Below are 24239 nucleotides of genomic sequence, written 5' to 3' on the forward strand. Positions count from 1 at the left end.
CCGTCGCCGCAGAACGACGGTCACCCGGTGGTCTGCGCCACCGATCACACTGGAAGTCACGTGGACCTCATGCACAGACTCGCTACCCGCGTCACCCTGATGCTGGCCGCCCTGGCCGTCAGCCCCGTCACCGCAAGCGACACACCCAACACGGTCGATCCCACCGCCGTTCAGGCGTTCGTGGACGACATCACCAGCGAACACGGGCTGGAGCGGACGGACGTGGAGTCCCTTCTCGGGGATGCCCGCCACCAGCAGGACATCATCGACGCCATCCGCTCGCCGGCGGAGGCGCTGCCCTGGTATCGCTACCAGCGGATCTTCCTGCAGGACGACCGGATCGAGGAAGGGGTCGCGTTCTGGAACGAGAACAGCGCCATACTCGACCGCGTCCACGACGAATTCGGTGTCGACCCGGCCGTGGTTGTTGCCATCGTCGGCGTGGAGACGCGCTACGGCGAGCACCCCGGCCAGCACCGGGTGCTGGACGCCCTGTACACCCTGGCGTTCGACTACCCGCCCCGTTCCAGCTTTTTCCGCAGCGAACTGGCGCACTTCCTGCTTCTGGTCGAGGAGGAAGGGCTGGACCCGCACGAGATCCGCGGCTCCTACGCGGGCGCCATGGGCATGCCCCAGTTCATCTCCAGCAGCTACCGCCATTACGCGGTGGATGGCAGCGGCAGCGGGCAACGCGACCTGATGAACGATACCGAGGACGCCCTGGCCAGCGTCGGCAACTATTTCCGGGAGCATCGCTGGAGGCCGGGCGAGCCGGTTGCCTCACCGGCCCACGTGGCAGATGGCGTGGATACGGAGCCCTTCCTGGGTGACGGTCAGCGTCCGACCACGACCATCGGCGAGCTGCGTGCCGCTGGCGTCACGCCGGAAGCCGACTACGCTGATGATGCAGAGGCGGTGCTGCTGGAGCTTGACGGCCCGGAGGGCACTGAACACTGGGTGGGGCTCTACAACTTCTACGTCATCACCCGCTATAACCACAGCCCGCTCTACGCCCTGGCCGCATTCCAGCTCGCCGAGGCCATCCGTGACCAACGAGGGACCGACTGATGCCACGCCTGCTTGTGATCGCCGCACTCGGCCTGTTCCTCACCGCGTGTGCCACCGCTCCCAGGGACGAGCCCGATGACGATGCAGACTACGGCCCGGACACACCGCCCGACCTGAGCGGCCTCGAAGAGCCCGAGCCCCAGGATGAACCGCTCAGCCGCTACGGCAATCCGGCGACGTACGAGGTGTTCGGCAAACAGTATCAGGTGATGACCTCCGAGGACGCCCGGGGCTTTACCGAGGAGGGTGTCGCGTCCTGGTACGGGAAGAAATTCCACGGCCGGCGTACGTCAAGCGGCGAGCCGTACGACATGTACACGCTGACCGCGGCCCACACGCAGCTGCCTTTGCCGACGTATGTGCGCGTCACCAACCAGAACAACGGCAAGTCGGTGATCGTTCGGGTCAACGACCGGGGTCCGTTCGCCGACAACCGGATCATCGATCTCTCCTACGCGGCCGCCGACAGGATCGACATGGTCGACGACGGCACCGCGCCCGTGCGGATCGAGACGCTCAGCAATACCTTCGACCCGGACAATCCGCCCGCTACCGCAGAGGACGACGGCGGTGACCAGCAACAGGCGGAATCCGAGCCCCCGGAACCTTCCTCCGAATCGGTTGTCACTGCTTCGACACGAAACGTCCCCGATCGCCCGACGGCGGAGGACGACGACCCCGAGTCCGGTGCGCAGGCCAACGGCGCCACCGACGCCGGCTACCTGCTCCAGGTGGGCGCCTTTTCCGAGCGGGGGAACGCGGAGGCGCTGAAGGAACGCTTGACGGCGGACGGCATCAGTCCGGTGGCGGTCTCGGAAAGCGGTGGCGTTCACCGGGTGCGCGTCGGCCCGATGAACAGTCGCGAGGCGCTGGACGACACGGCCAATGCATTAGAGAATGCCGGCTTCGGTGACAGCCACGTCATCACCGACTGATTCTTGCGTCGTCATCGGGTTACACTGCGGCGGAGACAGCCTGTCGTGCTACCCTGCCGCGCCTTGTTAGCTGCCGCCTCCGGCGGATGGCCAGATATTCTCAATCGGATGAAATGAACATGCGCCAGCGCCTGTTAGCCCTGTTGCTGCTCCTGCCTTTCCTGGCGGCCTCCTCTGCCCTGGCCGACCGCCCCTCCGTGCCGACGCCGGCGCCGCCGTCCATCGACGCGCCAAGCTACATCCTGATGGACAAGGACAGCGGGCACATCCTGTCAGAACGCGACCCGGACGAGCAGCGCGAGCCGGCCAGCCTGGTCAAGCTCATGACCGCCTACGTGGTGTTCAGCGAGATCAGTGAGGGGCAGCTCGACCTGGAAGAAGAAGTCCAGATCAGCGAACAGGCCTGGCGCATGGGCGGCTCGCGGATGTTCGTGGAAGTTGGCCGCCGCGTGGCCGTGGAAGACCTCCTCCGGGGCATGATCATCCAGTCCGGGAACGATGCCAGCGTGGCCCTCGCAGAACACGTCGCCGGCAACGAGGACACCTTCGCCCAGCTCATGAACCAGTACGCCGAGCAACTGGGCATGGAGAACACCAACTTCACCAACGCCACCGGCTGGCCCGACCCGGACCAGCTCACCACGGCCAGGGATATTGCGCTCCTGGCGCGGGCGATGATCGACGACTTCCCCGAGTTCTACCAGTTCTACTCGGAGCGCGAGTTCACGTACAACGACATCACCCAGAGCAACCGCAACTCCCTCCTGTGGCGGGATGACAGCGTCGATGGCCTGAAGACGGGCCACACGCAACGCGCCGGCTACAACCTGGTGAGCTCAGCGGAGCGCGACGGCATGCGGCTGATTTCGGTGGTCATGGGAACCGACAGCGCGCGGGATCGCATGCAACAGACGCAATCCCTGTTCGGCTACGGGTTCCGGTTCTTCGGCACCTACCGCCTCTACGATCACGACACCGCACTGGCCGAACCGAAGCTCTGGCGCGGCGCCAACGACACCATTGCCGTGGGCCTGCTCGAGCCGCTGTACGTGACCATTCCCCGGCGGGAGTACGACAACATGGAAGCCACCATGCACCTGCGCTCCAACGTTATCGCGCCGGTGGCCCAGGGTGACGACATGGGCACCCTGGAAGTCAGGGTCGGCGATGCCATCATCGCCGAGGTCCCGCTGGTCGCGCTTGAGGACGGTGAGGAAGGCGGCTTCTTCGGCCGGATCATCGACGACATCATGCTGCGCTTCCAGTAGATCCAGCCGACCCCGGTCTGCCAGCGCCCACCGGCGCTGGTAGACTGAGGGGCAGCACACGCAAGACAGGCCCTTCCCATGCACACCCAGGACGACGACACCCTGCTCGAATTCCCGTGCGAGTTCCCCATCAAGGCCATGGGTCCCGCGGACCCGGAGTTTGTACTGCACGTGCTGGAACTGGTGCGGGCGCACGTCCCCGACGTGGACGACAACCAGGTCACCACGGCCTCCAGCAGCCGTGGCACGTATGTCTCGGTGACCGTGACGGTCACCGCCACCAGCAAGAGCCAGCTGGACGCCGTCTACCAGAGCCTGAACGCCGATGAACAGGTGGTCATGACGCTGTGAGACCGCCGCCGCCAGTCCAGATCCACCGGCGGGAGCTTGGCCGGGTCCCCTATGAGCCGACCTGGCGGGCCATGCAGCAGTTCACGGAGGAGCGCACGCCGTCGACGGCGGACGAGCTGTGGCTACTGGAGCATCCCCCGGTATTCACCCAGGGCCTGAACGGGCGCGCGGAACACCTCATCAACCCCGGAGACATCCCCGTGGTCCCGGTGGACCGCGGTGGCCAGGTCACCTATCACGGGCCGGGCCAGGCCGTGGTCTACGTGCTCGTGGACGTGCGGCGGCGCGGGCTGGGCATTCGCCGCCTGGTCTCCGTCCTGGAGAGCGCCGTGGTGGCAGTGCTCGGCGGCCATGACGTCGACGCCTATCCGCGCGCCGATGCGCCCGGTGTCTACGTCGACGGCGCCAAGATCGCTTCCGTGGGATTACGGGTTCGCCGCGGGGCGAGCTATCACGGCCTGGCCCTGAACGTGGACATGGACCTCGCCCCCTTCTCGCTGATCAACCCGTGCGGGTACGCCGATCTGCCGGTGACCTGCATGCGCGATCTCGGCATCGACCGCTCGCCCACCGACGCGGCCCGGGCGGTGGCGGACGAGCTGGAAGGCGCGCTCTCCGCCTACCCGTGCACCCGCTGAACAAGTGATTGGCAATCCGGTGGCGGATCGGGCTAACCTGTGTCCGGAACAACCAATAACACTGTCATGGGCAACATGGAAGGGCGGGCCTGATGCCGAAACTCAATGCCACGGAACTGGAACAGCTGCTGCACGAGTCGTTTCCCGAAATGCGCCAGGACACCTGGCGGGTGGAGCACGTGGAGGACGGCTTCGTACGCATTCGCATGCCGTTTCACAAGTCGAACCTGCGGCCGGGCAATACCATCTCCGGGCCGGCCCTCATGACCCTGGCGGACACCACCATGTACGTGGCCATCCTGGCGGTGATCGGGCCGGTCATGATGGCGGTGACCACCGCACTGAACATCAATTTCATGCGCAAGCCCGGCGCGGGCGACATCATCGCCGAATGCCGGTTGCTCAAGCTCGGTAGCCGGCTTGCCGTGGGCGACGTGGCCATGTATGCCGACGGCGACGACGAAATGGCGGCCCACGCCACCTGCACCTATTCCATTCCGCCCCGCGATCAGCGTCCCGACTAGATTGAGCCACTCAGCCGCGCATTGAGGGCCTCCAGGCGCTCGGGTGTGCCCACGTCACACCACAGCCCATCGTGGCGGGTCCCCGAGACCCGCCCCTGCTCTGCCGCTTCGCGGAGCAGGGGGGCGAGCCGGAATGCGCCGCCGGGATGGCCATCGAACAGCGCCGGGGCGTAGACGCCGATACCACTGAAGGTGAGCCGTTCCCCGCCGCCAGTGACCACGCGGCCCCGGACCAGACCAAAGTCGCCCTCGGGGTTGTGCGCCGGATTCGGCACCAGCACCAGGTGCGCCAATCCGTCCATGGGCTGCAGCAACGGCGCGGGATCGTAATCGCACCAGACATCCCCGTTGACCACCAGGAAGGGGGCGTTGCCCAGCCAGGGCAGGGCCCGCGCAATCCCGCCGCCGGTCTCCAGCGCCGCGTCACCCTCGCGGGAGTAGCGCACGCGCAGCCCCCAGCGACTGCCGTCGCCCACGTGCTCCGCGATCTGCTCACCCAGCCAGGCCAGGTTGATCACCACCTCGCTGACACCGGCGTCCGCGAGCCGCTGCAGGTGCCAGTCGATCAGCGGCCGGCCCGCCACGGGGAGCAGCGGTTTGGGTGTGTGGTCCGTCAGGGGCCGCATCCGCTCACCGCGACCGGCCGCCAGAATCATCGCTCGCATCACCCACCCTCCGGGGCACGCGCGTGCCAGGCGTCGATCAGGTCCACCAGCTCCATCAGCGCCGGCTCGTCAGCCGCCGCCCGGTGCAGGTAGTCGCGGAAACGGGGTGCGTCCTCCAGGTAGCGCGGCTTGCCGTCGCGATACCGGATACGGGCGAAGATCCCCATGACTTTCAGGTGCCGCTGCACGCCCATCCAGGTGCAGTCGGACCAGAACGCCGCGAGGGACCGCGGCACCGGCACGCCCGCGGCCAGGGCCTGCTCGTGGTAGTAGGCCAGCCACGCCTGCTCCCGCTCCGGCGGCCAGGACAGAAACGCGTCCCTGAACAGACAGATGACGTCGTAGCTCACCGGCCCCTCCACCGCATCCTGGAAATCCAGAATGCCGGGCGACGGCTCCCCGGGCATGAGATTGCGCGGCATGTAGTCCCGGTGGACCCACACGCGGGTCTGCGCCAGGGCGCGATCCACCAGCGCCTGGAAGCATCGCTCCATGGACCGGCGCTCGGCGCCCGTGGGCACCACCTGGAGGTGTTCTGCCAGATACCAATCCGGAAACAGGCGCAGCTCGCGCTCCAGCAACGCGGCGTCATAGGCTGGCAGCACCCCGGTCCGACTCGCGGACTGCCACGCCACCAGCGCGTCCAGTGCCGCCCGCATGAGCGCATCGGCATTGTCGGGGTTCAACACATCCAGATAGGTCCGCGTGCCGAGATCAGAGAGCAGCAGGAACCCCTGCTCCAGATCCTGGGCCAGCACGCGCGGCGCGTTGAGGCCGGCTTCGTGCAGCAGCGCCGCCACCTTCACGAACGGCCGGCAGTCCTCGTGCCGGGGCGGCGCGTCCATGACCACCCGGGACAGGCCGTCGGCCTGCAGCCGGAAGTAGCGGCGGAAGCTGGCGTCGGATGATGCCGACTCAAGCGGCCCTGCGGGCAGCCCCTGGGACCGGAGCCACTGCTGCAGTTGCGGCAGCCTCGTATCCGCGTCGGCGGTGTTGTCCATGGCGGGGTATCCTTGCTGAGATAGTGAGCGGGAATTGTGCCCCAGCACGCCCCCGGGTGCGAACAGGTTTGCCGCGACGGCACTTGTGTGCGAGCTTATACGGCCCCGGTCGGGCAGAGCAGGCGCCCCGACCCGAGAAGACGCCGACCCAGGGATACCGCACGCGTGCCACTCGCGACACCTGCCATCAGGAACGGCCTCGTTGCCGCAGCGCTGGTCACGGCGCTCGGCATTCACCCCCTGGGCGCCGATTCCGGGGACGACGACACCCAGTGGCCGCTGCTCAGCGGTGACAACGGGCGCTGGGCCGGCTGCATCGCGCCCATGGACGGCGCCCGGATCGATACAGCGCGATCCGCCCCCTCCCGCGAGGGAGCGGAAGCGACCGTCGACGCGGACACCCTGGACTACGACGGCGGCATCTACAGCCTGCGCGGCGACGTGGAGCTGGAGCGGGCCGATCAGCAACTGCGGGCCGACGCCATGCGCTTCGACGAGCGCGAACAGCGGGCCGACGCCCTGGGCGACCTCCGCTATCGCGAGACCGGACTGCTCCTCGGCGCCTCGCAGGGCTTTCTCCTGCTGGATGAGGATACCGGCGAGATGGATCAGGTCCGATACCTGCTGCCGGAGACCCTGACCCAGGGCGAAGCGGGCCGCATCCAGTTGCTGGACGCCGGCGTCTCCATGGCCCATGACACCACCTACTCCACCTGCGAGCCCGGCAACGAAGCGTGGATGCTGCGTGCCGATCGCGTGCGCCTGGACCGCGACAGCGGCACCGGCGAGGCGTGGCACGCCCGGCTCACGGTGCGCGATTTCCCGGTTGCCTACTCGCCCTACGTCAACTTCCCCATCGACGACCGGCGCAAGAGCGGCCTGCTTCCCGCGACACTGCGGCAGTCGGACCGCAGCGGCACGGACATCACCGTGCCCTACTACTGGAACATCGCCCCGAACTACGACGCCACCCTGGCCCCGCGCTACCTGAGCCGGCGCGGGTTCATGCTGGGTGGCGAGTTCCGTTACCTGCAACCGTCGTTCTCAGGGGAAGTGGACGGCAGCTACCTGCCGGAGGACGACCGCACCGGGGAGGACCGCTGGCAGCTCGGGCTGGACCACCGCCACCGATTCAGCCCCAACGTCCGCGGTGACCTGCAACTGGCCAGGGTCAGTGACGACCAGTACTTCCGGGACTTCGGCGACAGCCTGCGCACCTCGACCACGCGGCACCTGCGCTCCCGCGGCCGCCTGCGCTACGACACCTACAGCCTCTCCGGCGTGGCCTCGGCGGAAATCTACCAGACCGTGGACCCGACCCTCGGCCGCAGCGACCGCCCCTACGAGCGCCTGCCCCGGCTGCAGCTGGATCACCGCCCGGGCGACGGCCCCCTCGGGCTGCGCCTGGAGACCGACAGCGAACTGGTCCGCTTCGACCATCCGACGCCGGACGAGCGCATTACCGGCGTACGGGCCGACATCGCGCCGCGGCTGTCGCGCCCCTTCGTCGGGCTGGCCGGGTTCTTCACGCCGGCGGTGACGCTGCGCCATACCCAGTACGACCTGGACAGCGCCACGAACCCGGCGACCCCCGACATCGATGCCACCGACAACGAGAACCCGAGCCGCACGGTGCCCATTGCCAGCCTGGACACCGGGCTGGTGTTCGAGCGCCACTTCAACGCCTTCGACCGCTCCCTGCGGCAGACGCTGGAGCCACGGCTGTTCTACCTGTACGTGCCCGAGCGCGACCAGTCGGACCTGCCGCTGTTCGACACCGGCGAGGCCGTTCCGGGACTGTTCCAGTTCTTCTCCGAGAACCGCTTCAGCGGCCGTGACCGCGTCGGCGACGCCAACCAGGTCACCGGCGGCCTGACCAGTCGTTTCCTGAGCCGCGAGACCGGCCAGGAATTCCTGCGCCTGGGCGTCGCCCAGGTACGCTACTTCGACGACCGCCAGGTCATGCTGGAAGGCGATCCCGGCGCGGCGGAGGAGCGGGACTACTCCGACGTCATCGCCGAGGCCCGGGCCACGCTGCCGAACAACCTGCGCGCCAGCACCGAGATCCAGTGGAACCCGGACACCGAGCGCACCTCCCTGAGCGGGGTGCGGCTCAGCTACCAGCCGCGGCCGGACAGCATCATCACCACCAGCTACCGGGCACGCCGGGACGTCAACGATGACCTGGAACTGGAGCAGCGCGACATCAACATCGCCTGGCCGGTGCATCCGCGCTGGCACGTGCTGGGCGGATGGCGTTACTCGATGCTTGAGGATCGAACACTGGAGAGCTTTGGCGGTCTACAATATCGCGATTGTTGCTGGAGTGTCAGACTGCTCGGCCGCTACTACCGCGAGGAGCCGACAGAAGAACCGGAGCGCTCGATCATGCTGCAGTTCGAGCTGCGCGGCCTCGGCTCGGTGGGTGACGACATCCAGGGCTTTCTGGAAGACTCCATGTTCGGATACGGCAGGCGGAGGTAAGAGTTTTGATGGACCGGCACAACACGCTTCGACCAACGGGCCTGGGGCTGGCGGCCCTGCTGCTGGCCGCGTGGCTCTTCACCGGAACCACACCGGTCGTGGCGCAGACCCTGGACCGGATCGTGGCAGTGGTGAACGAGGACGTCATCCTGCAATCCGAGCTGGAGGCCGAAATCGCCACCGTACATCAGCGCATGCAGGCCCAGAACCAGCAGCCCCCCCCGCAGGATGCCCTGATCGACCAGGTCATGGAGCAGCTGATCATGGAGCGCCTGCAGCTCGCCCAGGCGAACCGCATGGGCATCGGTGTCGACGACAACACGCTGAATGCCGCCGTGCAGCGGATCGCCCAGCAGAACAACATGAACCTGCAGCAGTTCCGCCAGGCCGTGGCCCGGGAAGGCATGGACTTCGCCCAGTTCCGGGAAGATCTGCGCACGGACATCAAACTGCAGCGCCTGCACCAGCAGCAGGTCCAGCGCCAGATCGAAGTCACCTCCCGGGACATCGAGGAGTTCCTGGAGAGCAGCGCGGGCGGCGCCGACGACATGGAATTCCGCGTCGCTCACATTCTCCTGAGCGTACCTGAAGGGGCCGACCCGGAGGCCGCCGAGGAGGCGGAAGCACGGGCGGAAGAGTTGCTGACGCGCCTGCGCGATGACGGGGAGGACTTCGCCACCGTCGCTGCCGAAGCCTCGGATGCCCAGGACGCCCTCGAGGGCGGTGACCTGGGCTGGCGCCAGGCCGGCGAATTGCCGAGCATGTTCCAGGATGAAGTCATGAGCCTGAGCAACGGCGAGATCGCCGGCCCGATTCGTAGCTCCAGCGGCGTACACATCGTCAAACTGGTGGACAGCCGGTCCTCGGACCAGGAAATCGTCGAGCAGACCCGCGCCCGGCATATCCTCATCCAGCCCAGCGAAGTGGTGAGCCGCGAGGACGCGCGCACGCGCCTGGAGAGCCTGCGGGACCGCATCGAGCAGGGTGAGTCGTTCGGCGACCTCGCCCGCGCCCACTCCGATGACCAGGGCTCGGCATCCCGGGGCGGTGACCTCGACTGGGTCAGCCCCGGACAATTGGTGCCGGAGTTTGAAGAGACCATGGACAGCCTGGAGCCGGGCGAAATCAGTGAACCGTTCGAAACCCAGTTCGGCTGGCACATCGTGCAGGTGGCGGAGCGACGGGAGCACGACAGCACCCAGGAGCGTCGGCGTGCGCAGGCCGTGCAGCAGATCCGTGAGCGCCGCAGCGAGGAGACCCTGGAGAACTGGCTCCGGGAACTGCGTGACGACGCTTACGTGGAAGTCCGCCTGGACAACTGAGCCATGACCCAGCGCCCCCCGGTCATCGCACTGACGGTCGGCGAACCGGCCGGCATCGGCCCCGACCTGGTCGTCACACTGGCGGCCCGGGGCGAGCTGGGGGACGTGGTGGCGGTTGGCGACCCGGATGTGCTCCGGGAGCGGGCCGGGTCGCTCGGCATCGGCCCGATCGACATCCACCTCCTGCCGACACCCGACACCCCCCTGCGACCGGGGGCACTGAACGTCCTGCCGGTGCCGGTCGCCAACCCGGTAACACCCGGCACCCTTGACCCGGCCAACGGCGCAAGCGTTGTGGAGATGCTGAGACTGGCCGGAACCGGCGCGCATCGGGGCGACTTTGCCGCGGTGGTGACGGCGCCGGTGCAGAAGAGCGTCATCAACGCCGCCGGCCTTCCCTTCTCCGGACACACGGAGTATTTCGCCGAGCTGACCGGCGCACCGATGCCGGTCATGATGCTCGCCGCCGGCGATCTGCGCGTCGCCCTGGTCACCACCCACCTGCCCCTGCGCGATGTGGCCGACGCGATCACGGCCGACCGCCTGCGCACGATCTGCACGATTCTGGACCACGACCTGCGCCAGGTGTTCGGGCTGTCCACCCCGCGCATCCTGGTCTGCGGCCTGAACCCGCACGCCGGCGAGGATGGCCATCTTGGCCGCGAGGAGATCGAGATCATCACCCCGACGCTGGACGCACTGCGCCACCAGGGCATCGATCTGCACGGACCACTGCCCGCGGATACCCTGTTCACGCCCGAGCACCTGACCGGGGCGGACGCCGTGCTCGCCATGTACCACGATCAGGGGTTGCCGGTCCTCAAGCACGCCGGCTTTGGCGAAGCGGTCAACATCACCCTGGGCCTGCCCATTATCCGCACCTCCGTGGACCACGGCACGGCACTGCCCCTGGCAGGCTCCGGGCGCGCGCGCACCGGCAGTCTCAGCGCCGCGCTGGACAGCGCCCGCGACATGGTTCGCCGCGCGCGGCACGCCGCCGACCGGACACTGGCATGAGCGCCGGCCACCGTCCACGGAAGCGCTTCGGCCAGAACTTCCTCCACGATCGCCACACGATTGATCGCATCGTCGCCGCCATCGCCCCCAGGCCCGGTGACGCCATGGTCGAGATCGGGCCGGGTCGCGGCGCCCTCACAGTGCCACTACTGCGCGCCTGCGGCGAGCTCGAGGCGGTGGAGATGGATCGGGACCTGATCGCCACGCTGCAGGAGACCTGCGCCCCGCACGGCACGCTGCGGCTGCATCAGGCGGACGCCCTGACCTTCGACGTGACCAGCTGCCACCACGGCGCCGATCTGCGCCTGGTGGGCAACCTGCCCTACAACATCTCGACCCCGCTGATCTTCCACCTGCTCGACACGGCCCACGCGATCCGGGACATGCACTTCATGCTGCAACGGGAAGTCGTGGACCGCATGACCGCCGGGCCGGGCAGCCGGATCTACGGGCGCCTGTCGGTCATGACCCAGTACCATTGCCGGGTGGAGCGCCTGTTCACCGTGGCCCCGGGCGCCTTTCACCCGGTACCGGCGGTGGAATCGGCCATTGTTCGCCTCACGCCCCATCCGCCCGGAGAAACCTCCGCCGAGGAGGCGGAGCAGCTCGCCCGCGTGGTCGCCACCGCGTTTGCCCAGCGGCGCAAGACGGTCCGCAAGACGCTGCGCGGCCTCCTGGACGAGGCCGCGCTGGAGCGCTGCGGCGTAAATCCCGGCAGTCGGCCGGAAGCGCTGGGGCTGGAGGCGTTCCGGCGTCTGGCGGCGGAAGCCTCGCATCCATAGCCCCACGGCCCCTATACTGACGGCGTACCCCAGGCAGGGAGACCACGGTGACGCCGTACAACACCATTCTTCTGGCCGTCGATTTCACGCCGGACGCCAGCCGCATTGCCGCCAGGGCGCGTCAGCTGGCCTACGCCAGCGAGGCCTCTCTCCACCTGATTCACGTCGTGGAGCACATCCCCATCGATGCGGCCGGGGAATTTCTCGGGCCGCCGCAGGCGGAACTGCACCAGGAAATGGTCACCACCGCGGAGGAGCGCCTGCTGGAATATGCACGCGCCGAAGGCCTGGAGACAGCGCAGCGGACCGTTGCCGCAGGCTATACCAAGCAGGAAATCCTCGAGCATGCGGAAACCATTGCCGCCGACCTGATCGTGGTCGGCAGCCATGGCCGGCATGGCCTCGCGTTGCTACTGGGGTCAACGGCAAACGCCGTGCTGCACGGCGCCCCCTGCGACGTGCTCGCGGTACGCCTGTAGGCCGCCGCGCGATGGCCCGTCAGAGCACCACCAGGAGCACACCCACGGCGACGGCAACGGCCAGCATCAGCAACGGATCGGGTTTTCTGAATTGATTGTTTTTCATCGGCTTGACTTGCTTTCTCGTCTGCCCTGTCCGGAGCCTGTTCCGGTCACGGGTTCTATTCTTGTATCGGCAACGAACCGCCCGGCTTGAGCCCCCTGTCCGGCGACCGGGTCTGTCCATTGCGGATTCACTGCCTGTGAACAGCGTTTCAGTCTCCCAGATCCGCGTGGGCGTGACCACCCCCGTCGCAACCACCCTTTTTGGGGCGCACTCAAACCGTTAGACTACACAGTCCAGGTTACCGGTGGCGCTCGCCGCCGGTCCGTCACGACACGCAGGTTGAGGCCTTTTCGCCCCATGAGCACGAATCCCCTGAAACAGCTGGGCACGCTGGGACAGAGCGTCTGGTACGACAACATCCACCGGGACATGCTGACCTCGGGCGAGCTCGCCCGCCTGGTCGAAACCGATGATCTCCGCGGGGTGACGTCCAATCCGACCATCTTCGACAAGGCCATCTCCGGTGGCGACACCTACGACGACGCCATTGCGGGCGCGCTGCGCGACGAGCCGGAGCTGTCGGCCGGCGAGCTGTTCAATCACGTGGCCGTCGCCGACATCCGCGATGCAGCCGATGTGCTGCGGCCGGTCCACGACCGCACGGGCGGGACGGACGGCATGGTCAGCATGGAAGTCTCGCCGGCGCTGGCCCATGACACCGATGGCACCGTGGCAGAGGCGCGCCGCCTGTGGGCCTGGCTCGACCGCCCCAACGTCATGGTCAAGGTGCCCGCAACCGCGGCCGGCGTCCCGGCCATCGAGACCCTGATCAACGACGGCATCAACGTCAACGTGACGCTGCTGTTCTCGCTGCAGCGCTACGCCGAAGTGGTGGATGCCTACCTGGCCGGTCTGCAGCAGCGGGCCCGCCGGGGCGAGCCCGTGGCTCACGTGCGCTCCGTGGCGAGCTTCTTCGTCAGCCGCGTGGACACCGCGGTGGATCCGCAGCTCGGCGGCGACAACACCGCGCTCCAGGGCAAGGCGGCCATCGCCAATGCCCAGTGCGCCTACGCGCACTTCGAGTCGGTTTTCGACGGTGACCGGTTCGCCGACCTGCGCGCACTTGGCGCGCAGGAACAGCGACTGCTGTGGGCAAGCACCGGCACCAAGAACCCGGACTACAGCGACATCAAGTACGTGGAGGCACTGATCGGCGACCGCACCGTGAACACGCTGCCGCCGGCCACCTACGACGCCTACAAGGATCATGGCGCCCCCCGGGCGCGCATCCACGACGGCATTGACGAGGCGCCGGATACGCTGGCGCAGCTCGAGGCCGCCGGCATCGACCTGCGGGCCGTGACCGACGCCCTGGAAGTGGATGGGGTCCAGGCGTTTCTGGACTCCTACAACAACCTCCTGCGCACCCTGAACGACAAAGCGGGGACGCTGGCCGCATGACCATGGACATGAGCGAACAGCGCTATCATATCGAGGTCGACGTGGAGCCCGCCTACCTGGACGACGAATCGGAACCCGAAGAGGACCGGTTCGTGTTCAGCTACACGGTGACGATCCGCAACATGGGCGACATCCCGGCACGGCTTATAAGCCGCCACTGGATCATCACCGACGCCAATGGCGAAGAGCGGGAGGTCCGCGGCGAGGGCGTGGTCGGCGAGCAGCCCCACCTGGAACCGGGCCGCGGATTCCGCTATACCAGCGGCGCCATGCTGGAGACGCCCGTGGGCAGCATGCACGGCACCTACGAACTTCTTGCGGACGACGGCGTTACGTTCACGGCGGAGATTCCGCCGTTCACCCTCGCCGGCCCGCGCACGTTGCACTAGGGGCCTGATCACAACCGTGGCCGTTTACTGTATCGGGGACATCCAGGGCTGTAACAGCGAGCTGCAACGGCTACTGGAACAACTGCAGTTCGATCCGCAGCGGGATCTGATCTGGTTCGTGGGCGACATCGTCAACCGCGGCCCGGAGTCCCTTGAGGCCCTGCGCTTCGTCCACTCCCTGGGTAACAGCGCGGTCACCATTCTCGGCAACCATGACATCCACCTGCTCGCCGCCTGGCGGGGCCATGCCAGCCTGAAGCCAGCCGACACCCTGCAGGACGTGCTGGATGCACCGGACGCGGACGAGCTGCTGCACTGGCTCCGGCGCCAGCCGCTGATGGTCGAGGACAGCCGACTGGGCTACGCCATGCTGCACGCCGGCCTGTACCCGCGGTGGACGCTCACCGAAGCGCGCGAATACGCCCGCGAGGCGGAAGCCGCACTGGCCGCCCCGGAGCCGGAGTTCGACGCCTTCATGGCCAACCTCTACGGGGACCGCCCCGATCGCTGGTCGCCCACGCTGACGGGCTGGGATCGGCTGCGCTTCATCATCAACGCGTTCACCAGAATGCGCTACTGTGATGCCGAGGGCCGCCTGCTCATGGACTACAAGGGCGCACCGGAGACCCGGCCGCACGGCTACGTCCCCTGGTTCGAGGTGCCCGGACGCCGCCCCGTCGGTGAACCACTGACGGTGGTCAGCGGCCACTGGTCCACCCTGGGGTTCGAGGAAGGCACCGGATTCGTCGCCATCGACACCGGCTGCCTCTGGGGCGGCACACTCACCGCCATCCGCCTGGACGGCACCCGCGAGCGGACCGCTTACCAGTGCCCCGGGGCACGGCGTCCCGGCGGTTGATGGCGACGCAGGGCCGTCTTCTCAGCCCGCCCCCTCAGCCAACCCAGCCTGCCAGGCTGAGCAGGGCAACCACCGCCAGCCAGATGACCAGCGTGCGGAACAGCAGGCTTCGCCCTTCACGAAGCCAGTAAGCCGGATCGTCCAGCGCCGGCTCGCGCTCGGGAAACCGCAACGCGCCGAACCCGGCCCCCTGCAGTGCGGCGCGGTGGCCGTCACCGTCGCCGGAACGGGCCAGTTGCCAGCCCCGCCAGGCGTCTCCCAGGCTACCCGCCAGCCCCAGGGACAGGGCGGTCAGCCGCGAAGGCAGCCACGCCAGCAACAGGAACAGCCCCTCGGCACTGCGGCGGAAGCGCGGCCCCGGGTTCGCCGACCGGGCACAATACCGCCAGGCAAGATAACTGACGCGGAACAGTACAACCCCCACCGGCCCCAGCACCAGAAACCAGAAGATCGGCGCGAACACGGTGTCTCCGGCGCGCTGAAAGGCGCCAGCCAGGGCGTTGCGCGTCTGCGGCGTGGGATCGTCGGCCACCACCGTTCCGGGCGCGAGCTGCCCCGCCTCCCTGGCCGCGTCTTCATGCTGCCCCGCCGCCAGCGCCCGCGCCATCCGTTTCAACGCGGCGTCGATACGCCCCTCGCCAAAGGCCCAGAGGAGCAACCCCAACCCCAGCACGAGCTCCACCAGACCAAGAAGCGCACCGCCCAGCCACAGCTGGACCGCACCAACGATCAGCACCGGCGGCAGCACCACGATGGCGAGCCCGACGGCGCCGTCCCAGACGCGCCACTCCTCGATCCGCTCCTGCATGCCCCCGAGCGCACGCAGTTGGCGTTGTTCGTCCCGCCAGGGCAGATGGCCGTCAACACGCCCATGCAGCCACAGCGCGACAATGATGGCGATCAGGTGCATAGCCTGTGATCCCTTATCGTTGTGTCATGTCGGTTGCCCCCGCTCTCCGGCGACACGATCGATCTCCCGCGCGAGCCGGCGCCAGTCGAATGCCGCCCCCGGGTCCGTCTTGCGCCCCGGGGCGATGTCGCTGTGCCCCACGATCCGCTCCCGGGTCATCGCCGGGCAGGCACGCAGGATGGCGCCACACAACGGCCCGAGCACGGCGTACTGGGCGTCGTCGTATGGCACGTCATCACAGCCCTCGACCTCGATGCCGACGGAGTAGTCGTTGCATTCGTCACGGCCACACCAGCTCGACCGTCCCGCGTGCCAGGCGCGGCGGTGGAGCGGGACGTACTGGTACAGGGTGCCATCACGCCGCAGAAACAAATGGGCACTGACTCGCAGATCGGCGATCCCGGCGTAGTACGGATGCGCGGCGGGATCCAGCGCATTGGTAAAGAGCTGATGAACCCCGTCACCGCCGAACTCGCCGGGAGGCAGACTGATTCCGTGGATCACGAGCAGATCCGGGGTTACGCCGGCGGGCCGCGCGTTGTGATTGGGCGACCAGGCCTGCACGGCCCCCGTGACCAGCCCCGTTTCCGGGTTCACCACCGGATCATGCAACGCCATCCACAGCCTCCAGGGGTCGGGTGCTTCTGCCCGCGATGGTATCATTCCCCTGGCAGCCTTGATGCAGCCACCCCCATACTGCCGGAGACTCCATGGAGACCACGCAACGCAACCGGCTTGAGGGCGCCACCAGCCCGTACCTGCAACAGCACGCCACCAACCCGGTGGCCTGGTACCCGTGGTGTGACGAAGCCCTGGAGCTGGCTCGGCGCGAAGACCGCCCGATCCTGTTGTCCATCGGTTACGCGGCCTGTCACTGGTGCCACGTGATGGCGCACGAGTCCTTCGAGGACCCCGACACCGCGGCCGTGATGAACCGGCTGTTCGTCAACATCAAGGTGGACCGGGAGCAGCGCCCGGACCTGGACCGCATCCATCAGATCGCCCATCAGCTGCTGACGCGGCGTCCGGGCGGCTGGCCGCTGACGGTCTTTCTCACCCCCGACGGCCGTGTTCCGTTCTTCGCCGGCACCTATTTCCCCCGCGAGCCCCGGCACGGCATGCCCGGTTTTACGGAGCTGCTGGAACGGGTCGCCGCCCTGTACCGTGATCGCCGCGACGCGCTGGAGGAGCAGAGTGCCGAGGTGGTGGCGGCATTCACGACCATCAATGCTGCGCCCGGCGATGCCGATACCCCGCTGGACCCGTCGCTTCCGGATCAGGCCCGGGACGCGCTGACACGGGAATTCGACACGACCCACGGCGGGTTCGGCAAGGCGCCGAAATTCCCCCAGGCGCCCCTCATCGACCGGCTGCTGCGGGATTATGCCGCGGCGCCGGAGCGCCGCCGCGACTCGCTGCACATGGCGTGCACCACCCTGCGCCGCATGGCGCTGGGCGGCATCAATGACCAGATCGGCGGCGGCTTCGCCCGCTACGCGGTGGACGATTACTGGATGATCCCCCACTTCGAGAAGATGCTCAGCGACAACGGCCTGCTGCTCGCTCTCTATACCGATGCCTGGCAGGCAACCGGGGACCACCTGTTCAGCCGGATCGCCGAGGAGACGGCGCAGTGGATGCTGGGCGAGATGCAGGCCCCGGAAGGAGGCTTCTACTCCGCCCTGGATGCGGACTCCGAGGGCGAAGAGGGTCGCTTCTACCTGTGGACGCCGAAGGCAGTACAGGCGCTGCTCGCCGACGCGGACTACCCGCTGTTCGCGGCGCGGTTCGGCCTCGACGATCCGCCCAATTTCGAGGGGCGCTGGCACCTGCACGTGCAGGCCTCCCTCTCCGAGCTGGCCAAGCGCTTCCACCGGCCAACGGAGCAGATCCGGGAGCAGCTCGATGCCGCGCGCGCCCTGCTCTACCAGGAACGCAGCCGCCGCGTGTGGCCCATGCGTGACGAGAAGATCCTGACCAGCTGGAACGCGCTGGCCATTCGCGGGCTCGCTCGGGCCGGCCGCCTGCTTGAGCGGCCGGACTTCATCGACGCCGCAGAACAGGCGATGGACTTCGTGCGTCAATCGCTCTGGCGGGACGGCCGCCTCCTGGCCAGCTGGCGGCGCGGCACCGCGGAACTCCCCGCCTACCTGGACGACCACGCCTTTCTCCTGGATGCCGTCCTGGAACTGCTGCAGTGCCGCTGGGACGATGCCACCGCCGGCTTCGGCGATACACTGGCCGAGCGGCTGCTGGCCGGCTTCGAGGACACGGAGCATGGCGGCTTCCTCTTCACCGCGCACGACCATGAAGCGCTCATCACACGCAGCCGGCCGTTGACCGATGACGCCCTGCCGTCGGGCAATGGCGTGGCAGCCCGCGCCCTGATGGAGTTCGGCACCCTGCGTGGCGAGCCGCGGTATCTTGCCGCGGGCGAACGCGCCGTGCGCAGTGCCGCCCCGGCGATGGCCAGGGCGCCGCATGCACACGCCACGCTACTGGGCGCAATGGACCGGGTCCTGCAACCCCCGCGCGTGGTCACACTGTCCGGCGACGCCGCGGATGCGACTACATGGCAGCGTGACGTGGAACGCTACTACGCCCCGGGCAGGCTGGTGTTCCTGCCGGCCCATGAGCCCGGGGCGCCGGTGCGGGCGACGGTGTGCGAGGGAACGGTCTGCCGGGCGGCGCCCGGGTCCGTGCATGACCTGCGAGCCTGGCTGCACGCACCGCGCCAGCAGGCGGTGAACAACTGATCGACCGCACCCCGCCGATCTATACTGGCAGGCTACGGTCGCCACCCGACGCGAGGACGCCCCCATGACGCCGGACACCATGATCTCCAGGCTACGGAGCCTGGACTCACTGCCCGACGCCTATTACCGGGTCGAGACCCTGATTGCCGACCCCTACGCCACGGTCACCGCCATTGCCGATACACTGCGTGGCGACCCGGCCATGGCCAGTCGCGTCCTCGGCGTGGTCAACAGCGCCTTCTACGGCTTTCCGACGCGGGTGGATACCATCCCCATGGCGATCACCATCATCGGCACGCGCGGGCTGCGCGACCTCATGCTCGGCATGTCGGTGACCCGCGCGTTCCGGGGCATTGGCACCCAGCTGGTCAGCATGGAGCGCTTCTGGGAGCACGCGATCTACTGCGGCCTGATGGCACGGGCCCTGGGCAGGGAAAACGGCCAGCGGGATGCGGAGCAACTGTTTCTCGCCGGTCTGTTCCACGACCTTGGCAAGCTGGTGATCTATCACGTCATGCCGAACGAGGCTGCAGCGCTGTTGCGCGAGTTCGCCACCAGCGACCGCCCTCTGCCAGAGCTGGAGCAACGCCACCTGGGCTGCGATCACGGCGAAGTGGGGCAGGCGCTGTTACGCCGGTGGTACCTGCCGGAGCTGTTCCAGGAAGCTGCCGCCTGTCACCACAACCCGGAGCAGGCCACCCTCCACCCGGACACCACGGCCCTGGTCCATGCGGCCGATGCCCTGACCCGGAAGGTGGAACCGGGCTACGGCTTTCAGCCGGTGGACCGTGAGCCGCCCATCCATCCGGACGTGCGCCCCCTGATCCCGCAGGACCCGGAAACCATCCAGCGCCTGCGGCTGACCGTGGACACGGAAACGGTGGAACTCTACGAGCTGCTGTTCACGGAACCCTACTAACCACCATCGCGACCGATGGCACGGTGACCGATATCGCGGCGGCAGTAGACGCCGTCCCAGTGGATGGTATCGGCCAGCGCGTAGGCGCGGGCCTGGGCATCGGCGGTGGTGTCACCCAGGGCGCAGGCGCACAGCACACGCCCGCCGCTGGTGACCACGTTGCCGAGGTCGTCGCGGGACGTGCCGGCGTGGAACACCTTCGCGCCCGGCGTGTCCTGCTCCGGCAGACCGCCGATGATATCGCCCTTGCGGTAGCTCCCGGGATAGCCGCCTGCCGCGAGCACCACGCCCAGCCCCACCTGCGGCGACCACTCAGGTGTTACCTGATTCAGCCGCCCGTCGATGGCCGCATCGCACAGGTCGGTCAGGTCCGATTCCAGCCGCAGCAGCAGCGGCTGCGCTTCAGGATCACCGAGCCGGCAGTTGAACTCCAGTACCCGCGGCTCGCCGTCGGGCGAGACCATCAGCCCCGCGTAGAGAAAACCGGTGTAGGGCATCCCCTCCGCCGCCATGCCGCGCACGGTGGGCTCGATGACCTGCCGCATGACCCGGTCATGGACGCTGGCGGTCACCACGGGCGCCGGCGAATAGGCCCCCATACCACCGGTATTGGGGCCGGTGTCGCCATCGTCGCGCGCCTTGTGGTCCTGGGATGTGGCCAGCGGCAGGATGTGTTCGCCGTCCACCATGACAATGAAGCTCGCTTCCTCGCCTTCCAGGAAGTCCTCCACCACCACACGGGCACCCGCATCCCCGAAGGCATTGGCCTCCAGCATGTCGTTGGCCGCCGCCAGCGCTTCATCCACGGTCTGCGCCACGACCACCCCCTTGCCCGCGGCCAGGCCGTCCGCCTTCACCACCAGCGGCGCACCGCGCTCGGTGATGTAATGGTAGGCCTCGGTGCTGTCGGTGAAGGTGGCGAAACCGGCCGTGGGAATACCGTGCCGGTCCAGGAACGCCTTGCTGAACGCCTTCGACCCTTCCAGCTGCGCCGCGTCGGCGGTGGGGCCGAAGCAGCGCAGACCGGCATCGCGGAATGCGTCCACGACACCCATCACCAGCGGGGCCTCCGGACCGACGATGGTCAGGCCGATGTCGTAGTCGCGCGCCAGCGATACCAGCGCCGGCACGTCGCCCGCGCCCACCTGCACGTTGGTGCACTTCGGCTCCAGCGCCGTGCCCGCATTGCCCGGCGCCACGTAGACGCGCTCGACACGATCGGACCGCGCCGCCGCCCACGCCAGGGCGTGCTCACGACCGCCGCCGCCAATGATGAGTACGTTCATGGTGTCAATGCGCTCCGCGTTGTGTGGGTTCGCTGTCAGTGGCCCCTGCCGGTCAGTGCCGGAAGTGGCGCATGCCGGTGAAGACCATGGCAATGCCGTGCTCGTCCGCAGCGGCGATCACTTCGTCGTCACGCACGGAACCGCCAGGCTGGATCACCGCCCGGATACCGGCTTCCGCGGCCTGATCGATTCCGTCACGGAACGGAAAGAACGCGTCGGAGGCCATGACCGCACCCTGCACCTCCAGCCCCGCGTCCAGCGCCTTGTCCCGCGCCAGGCGGGCACTCCAGACCCGCGACATCTGGCCGGCGCCGATGCCCACAGTCTGACCGTCCCGGCCGTAGACGATGGCGTTCGACTTCACGAACCGCGCCACCTCCCAGACGAAACGCAGGTCCGCCAGCGTGGCGCCATCCGGCTGCACCTGCGAGACCACCTCGAGATCCGCATCCGGCACCACCGCGATGTCACTGTCCTGGACCAGCAGACCACCGGTTACCCGCTTGTAGTCCTGCTGCCCGTGCCGCTCCGCCAGCCACTGGCCACAGACCAGCAGGCGCACGTTCTTGCGCGCGGCGACCACGTCGGCAACACCGTCGGCCACCTCCGGTGCAATGATCACCTCCACGAACTGGCGCTCGACGATCAGGCGGGCCGTATCCGTATCCAGCGGCCGGTTGAATGCGATGATGCCGCCAAACGCCGAGGTCGGGTCGCAGGCAAAGGCCCGCTCGTAGGCGGTGCGCAGGTCACCGGACGTCGCCACGCCGCAGGGGTTGGCGTGCTTGACGATGACGCAGGCGGGCTCGGAGAACCGCTTGACGCACTCCAGCGCCGCGTCGGTATCCGCCACGTTATTGAACGACAGCGCCTTGCCCTGGAGCTGTCGTGCAGTGGCCACGCAGGGTTCCACGGGGGCGCGCTCACGGTAGAACGCCGCCGACTGATGGGGGTTCTCGCCGTAGCGCATTGCCTGCACCCGGTGGAACTGCAGATTGAGGGTACGCGAGTGACCCTCCGGCTCAAGGCGCTCGTTGAGGCGCCCCAGGTAAGAGGCAATGGCGCCGTCGTAGCCGGCGGTATGTTCGAAGGCCTTCACCGCCAGGTCGAAACGCAGCCCGAAGTCCAGGGCTTCCTGCTCCCGAAGCATGTTCAGCACCCGGTCGTAGTCGGCCGGATCGGTCACCACGGCGACGCCGTCGTGGTTCTTCGCCGCCGCCCGCACCATGGCCGGTCCACCGATGTCGATGTTCTCCACCGCATCGGCAAATGTACAGTCCGGTTGCGCCACGGCCGCCTCGAATGGATACAGGTTGACCACCAGCAGGTCGATGGGCGCGATACCGTGCTCGTCCATGACCGGTTCGTCGGTGCCGCGCCGCCCGAGCAGCCCCCCGTGCACGCTCGGGTGCAGCGTCTTCACGCGCCCGGCCATGATCTCCGGAAAGCCGGTCACGTCGGAGACGTCCTGCACATCCAGGCCGTCTTCACGCAGTGCACGCGCCGTGCCCCCGGTGGAGACCAGCTCCACGCCCCGCTCTGCGAGGGCCCGGGCGAACGCGATGATACCGGTCTTGTCGGAGACGCTGATCAGTGCACGGCGAACGGGGCGGAGACTGGAATCAGTCATGATGCGCGGTAACCTCGCGGATTTGGGGTGAAAGCGGGGCGCTAGTATAACGAATCGGGCCGCATGGGCTCAGGTCTGGATGTCGTACTGGAGCAGCTTCTTGCGCAGGGTACCGCGATTGACACCCAGCAGCCTGGCAGCGCGCGTCTGGTTGCCCTGACAGTGATCGAGCACGGCGCGCAGCAGGGGTGGCTCCACCTCCGCAAGCACCAGGGCATGGATGTCCGTGCAGTCGTGACCGTCCAGCTGGCGCAGGTAGTCGCGCACTGCCGTATCCACGCAGGCCCGTATCGGACCGACTCCGGCGTCCTCCTCGGCGTGGGTGTCGGTCTGCTGCAATCGACTGACCTGCTCGCTCATTGCGTCCTTATCCTGGATTCTGTGCCGCGACCAGCCGGGCGCGCCCGGTGACAAGAGGGACAGCATGATACCCCAAACCCCCCAACCGAGAAATGCCGGATGGCCCACGGGGCGGGAGTCAGCGGAGTTGGAACAAGTACTGCCGTGCGCCGCTGCCCGGGTCTTCCAGGACCAGCCTGACACGGACCGGGATGTCCGGTGGCATCCCCTCCTGCCACCGGTCGGCGTACTCCGCATCGCCGAGATAGTCGCTCGGGTGGAACCACCGCTCCCCGGCGACATCCTGATTATCATTCAACAAGGATAGCTGGAGCAAAGGAAAGGGCTGCCGGAAATCCGCTTCATTGACCAGCGACGCGGTGACCACCAGGGCACCATCACGCTCGGGATGGTCGCTGACCTGCCCGCGAACGAGACGCAGGCTGTCCCGGTCCCGGGGCAGCGGCAACTCACACCGGGCGACGGTGCACAGGGCCTCCACGGCGGGTCGCCAGCGGGGGTCGGCCGCCAGCGTGTCACGCTGCACGTAGGCCGCCTGCAGGCCGAGCACGAGGCCAAGCAGGGCGATGCCGGCCAGCCACAGCCCCCGGGAGCGCCGGCGGCGCGAGGCATCGTCCGCGGCGGCTTCGAGCTCGAGACGGGCGAGTTCCTGCCAGTCATCGGCCAGGCGTGCGGCCGCGTGCGGATCCAGCTGAAGGGAGGAGCGCCCGTCACGGCCGGGGACAACCGCCACGGGCCCGGACACCCAGTCGATCTGACGACGGGGCCGGAAAACGGGCCGTTGCGAAACCGGCTCGGGTTCCGGCTCGGGTTCCGGCTCGGGTTCCGGCTCGGGTTCCGGCTCGGGTTCCGGCTCGGGTTCCGGCTCGGGTTCCGGCTCGGGTTCCGGTTCCGGTTCCGGTTCCGGTTCCGGTTCCGGTTCCGGTTCCGGTTCCGGTTCCGGTTCCGGTTCCGGTTCCGGTTCCGGTTCCGGTTCGGGCTCGGGCTCGGGCTCGGGCTCGGGCATGGCATCAGCGAGCCTGTCGGGGAGGTCCATGGCAAGGCGGCGGCGGGCATCGAAGGTCTGCAGGCAATACCCGCACTGCACCA

At 68.0% G+C, this 24239-nt stretch carries 25 protein-coding genes; 17 read left to right on the forward strand and 8 right to left on the reverse strand.

Annotation, left to right across the window (positions count from 1 at the left end; genetic code table 11):
- Positions 1–69 precede the first annotated feature (69 nt).
- The 6 genes from mltB to BMZ02_RS16680 all read left to right on the forward strand — a co-directional run bounded on the left by mltB (position 70) and on the right by BMZ02_RS16680 (position 4784).
- Positions 70–1068 (forward strand): lytic murein transglycosylase B, encoded by a 999-nt coding sequence (mltB, locus tag BMZ02_RS16655; protein WP_091645968.1) that lies wholly within the window; start codon positions 70–72, stop codon positions 1066–1068.
- Positions 1068–2003 (forward strand): septal ring lytic transglycosylase RlpA family protein, encoded by a 936-nt coding sequence (locus tag BMZ02_RS16660; RefSeq protein WP_091645928.1) that lies wholly within the window; start codon positions 1068–1070, stop codon positions 2001–2003. The genes mltB and BMZ02_RS16660 overlap by 1 nt, the downstream gene beginning before the upstream one ends.
- A gap of 119 nt (positions 2004–2122) precedes the next feature.
- The gene (locus BMZ02_RS16665) at positions 2123–3271 is read left to right on the forward strand and encodes a D-alanyl-D-alanine carboxypeptidase family protein (protein ID WP_091645970.1); all 1149 of its coding nucleotides are present in this window, start codon (positions 2123–2125) and stop codon (positions 3269–3271) included.
- Between the two features lie 78 nt (positions 3272–3349).
- Positions 3350–3622: a YbeD family protein gene (locus BMZ02_RS16670; RefSeq protein ID WP_091645930.1), complete on the forward strand. Its 273-nt coding sequence runs from the start codon at positions 3350–3352 to the stop codon at positions 3620–3622.
- A gap of 71 nt (positions 3623–3693) precedes the next feature.
- Positions 3694–4260, forward strand: coding sequence for a lipoyl(octanoyl) transferase LipB (lipB, locus tag BMZ02_RS16675; protein ID WP_245754060.1), 567 nt, complete (start codon positions 3694–3696; stop codon positions 4258–4260).
- A gap of 92 nt (positions 4261–4352) precedes the next feature.
- Positions 4353–4784 carry a PaaI family thioesterase gene (locus BMZ02_RS16680; RefSeq protein WP_091645934.1) on the forward strand — a complete coding sequence of 144 codons (432 nt, stop codon included), beginning with the start codon at positions 4353–4355 and terminating at the stop codon, positions 4782–4784.
- On the opposite strand, the gene murU is transcribed toward BMZ02_RS16680, so the two are convergent.
- Together murU and BMZ02_RS16690 are read right to left on the reverse strand one after the other, a co-directional pair.
- On the reverse strand, positions 4781–5449 hold the full coding sequence (gene murU / locus BMZ02_RS16685) for an N-acetylmuramate alpha-1-phosphate uridylyltransferase MurU (protein ID WP_091645936.1): 669 nt from the start codon (positions 5447–5449) through the stop codon (positions 4781–4783). The two genes, BMZ02_RS16680 and murU, sit on opposite strands and share 4 nt — an antisense overlap.
- Positions 5449–6450: an aminoglycoside phosphotransferase family protein gene (locus tag BMZ02_RS16690; protein WP_091645937.1), complete on the reverse strand. Its 1002-nt coding sequence runs from the start codon at positions 6448–6450 to the stop codon at positions 5449–5451. The genes murU and BMZ02_RS16690 overlap by 1 nt, the downstream gene beginning before the upstream one ends.
- A gap of 165 nt (positions 6451–6615) precedes the next feature.
- Between BMZ02_RS16690 and BMZ02_RS16695 the strand changes: the two genes are divergently transcribed.
- The 8 genes from BMZ02_RS16695 (at position 6616) to BMZ02_RS16730 (ending at position 15289) form a co-directional block, all read left to right on the forward strand.
- A complete protein-coding gene (locus tag BMZ02_RS16695; protein WP_091645939.1) occupies positions 6616–8934 on the forward strand; it encodes an LPS-assembly protein LptD in 2319 nt (772 codons plus the stop codon).
- An 8-nt stretch (positions 8935–8942) separates the two neighbouring features.
- Positions 8943–10256 carry a peptidylprolyl isomerase gene (locus BMZ02_RS16700; RefSeq protein ID WP_091645940.1) on the forward strand — a complete coding sequence of 438 codons (1314 nt, stop codon included), beginning with the start codon at positions 8943–8945 and terminating at the stop codon, positions 10254–10256.
- A gap of 3 nt (positions 10257–10259) precedes the next feature.
- Positions 10260–11273: a 4-hydroxythreonine-4-phosphate dehydrogenase PdxA gene (gene pdxA, locus BMZ02_RS16705; protein ID WP_091645942.1), complete on the forward strand. Its 1014-nt coding sequence runs from the start codon at positions 10260–10262 to the stop codon at positions 11271–11273.
- Complete coding sequence (rsmA, locus tag BMZ02_RS16710; protein ID WP_091645944.1) at positions 11270–12055, forward strand: 16S rRNA (adenine(1518)-N(6)/adenine(1519)-N(6))-dimethyltransferase RsmA; 786 nt, start codon at positions 11270–11272, stop codon at positions 12053–12055. Before pdxA ends, rsmA begins: the two co-directional genes overlap by 4 nt.
- A gap of 47 nt (positions 12056–12102) precedes the next feature.
- The gene (locus BMZ02_RS16715; protein ID WP_091645946.1) at positions 12103–12534 is read left to right on the forward strand and encodes a universal stress protein; all 432 of its coding nucleotides are present in this window, start codon (positions 12103–12105) and stop codon (positions 12532–12534) included.
- A gap of 403 nt (positions 12535–12937) precedes the next feature.
- The gene (gene tal, locus BMZ02_RS16720) at positions 12938–14041 is read left to right on the forward strand and encodes a transaldolase (RefSeq protein ID WP_091645948.1); all 1104 of its coding nucleotides are present in this window, start codon (positions 12938–12940) and stop codon (positions 14039–14041) included.
- A complete protein-coding gene (gene apaG, locus BMZ02_RS16725; protein WP_216110896.1) occupies positions 14038–14430 on the forward strand; it encodes a Co2+/Mg2+ efflux protein ApaG in 393 nt (130 codons plus the stop codon). The genes tal and apaG overlap by 4 nt, the downstream gene beginning before the upstream one ends.
- 16 nt (positions 14431–14446) lie before the next feature.
- Positions 14447–15289, forward strand: a complete 843-nt coding sequence (locus tag BMZ02_RS16730; protein WP_091645949.1) for a symmetrical bis(5'-nucleosyl)-tetraphosphatase — start codon at positions 14447–14449, stop codon at positions 15287–15289.
- Positions 15290–15323: 34 nt separating this feature from the next.
- Here the strand turns inward: BMZ02_RS16730 and ampE are convergent, their stop codons facing one another.
- Complete coding sequence (gene ampE / locus BMZ02_RS16735; RefSeq protein WP_091645951.1) at positions 15324–16199, reverse strand: regulatory signaling modulator protein AmpE; 876 nt, start codon at positions 16197–16199, stop codon at positions 15324–15326.
- Positions 16200–16223: 24 nt separating this feature from the next.
- Positions 16224–16817 carry a 1,6-anhydro-N-acetylmuramyl-L-alanine amidase AmpD gene (gene ampD / locus BMZ02_RS16740; protein WP_091645954.1) on the reverse strand — a complete coding sequence of 198 codons (594 nt, stop codon included), beginning with the start codon at positions 16815–16817 and terminating at the stop codon, positions 16224–16226.
- Positions 16818–16909: 92 nt separating this feature from the next.
- Here ampD and BMZ02_RS16745 point away from each other — a divergent pair, with 92 nt between their 5' ends.
- Positions 16910–18955: a thioredoxin domain-containing protein gene (locus BMZ02_RS16745; protein WP_091645956.1), complete on the forward strand. Its 2046-nt coding sequence runs from the start codon at positions 16910–16912 to the stop codon at positions 18953–18955.
- A gap of 64 nt (positions 18956–19019) precedes the next feature.
- Positions 19020–19874, forward strand: a complete 855-nt coding sequence (locus tag BMZ02_RS16750) for an HDOD domain-containing protein (RefSeq protein ID WP_091645957.1) — start codon at positions 19020–19022, stop codon at positions 19872–19874.
- Here the strand turns inward: BMZ02_RS16750 and purD are convergent.
- The 4 genes from purD to BMZ02_RS19050 form a co-directional block, all read right to left on the reverse strand.
- The gene (purD, locus tag BMZ02_RS16755; protein ID WP_091645959.1) at positions 19871–21160 is read right to left on the reverse strand and encodes a phosphoribosylamine--glycine ligase; all 1290 of its coding nucleotides are present in this window, start codon (positions 21158–21160) and stop codon (positions 19871–19873) included. The two genes, BMZ02_RS16750 and purD, sit on opposite strands and share 4 nt — an antisense overlap.
- Positions 21161–21212: 52 nt before the next feature.
- Positions 21213–22790 carry a bifunctional phosphoribosylaminoimidazolecarboxamide formyltransferase/IMP cyclohydrolase gene (gene purH, locus BMZ02_RS16760; RefSeq protein WP_091645960.1) on the reverse strand — a complete coding sequence of 526 codons (1578 nt, stop codon included), beginning with the start codon at positions 22788–22790 and terminating at the stop codon, positions 21213–21215.
- Positions 22791–22859: 69 nt separating this feature from the next.
- The gene (gene fis / locus BMZ02_RS16765; RefSeq protein WP_171909968.1) at positions 22860–23150 is read right to left on the reverse strand and encodes a DNA-binding transcriptional regulator Fis; all 291 of its coding nucleotides are present in this window, start codon (positions 23148–23150) and stop codon (positions 22860–22862) included.
- 118 nt (positions 23151–23268) lie between these two features.
- Complete coding sequence (locus BMZ02_RS19050; protein ID WP_171909969.1) at positions 23269–23883, reverse strand: DUF3426 domain-containing protein; 615 nt, start codon at positions 23881–23883, stop codon at positions 23269–23271.
- Between the two features lie 48 nt (positions 23884–23931).
- Between BMZ02_RS19050 and BMZ02_RS19055 the strand changes: the two genes are divergently transcribed.
- On the forward strand, positions 23932–24239 hold a 308-nt coding region (locus BMZ02_RS19055), incomplete at its 3' end, for a hypothetical protein (protein WP_216110898.1).

Origin of the sequence: Aquisalimonas asiatica (genome assembly GCF_900110585.1) — a bacterium.
Taxonomy (GTDB): domain Bacteria; phylum Pseudomonadota; class Gammaproteobacteria; order Nitrococcales; family Aquisalimonadaceae; genus Aquisalimonas; species Aquisalimonas asiatica.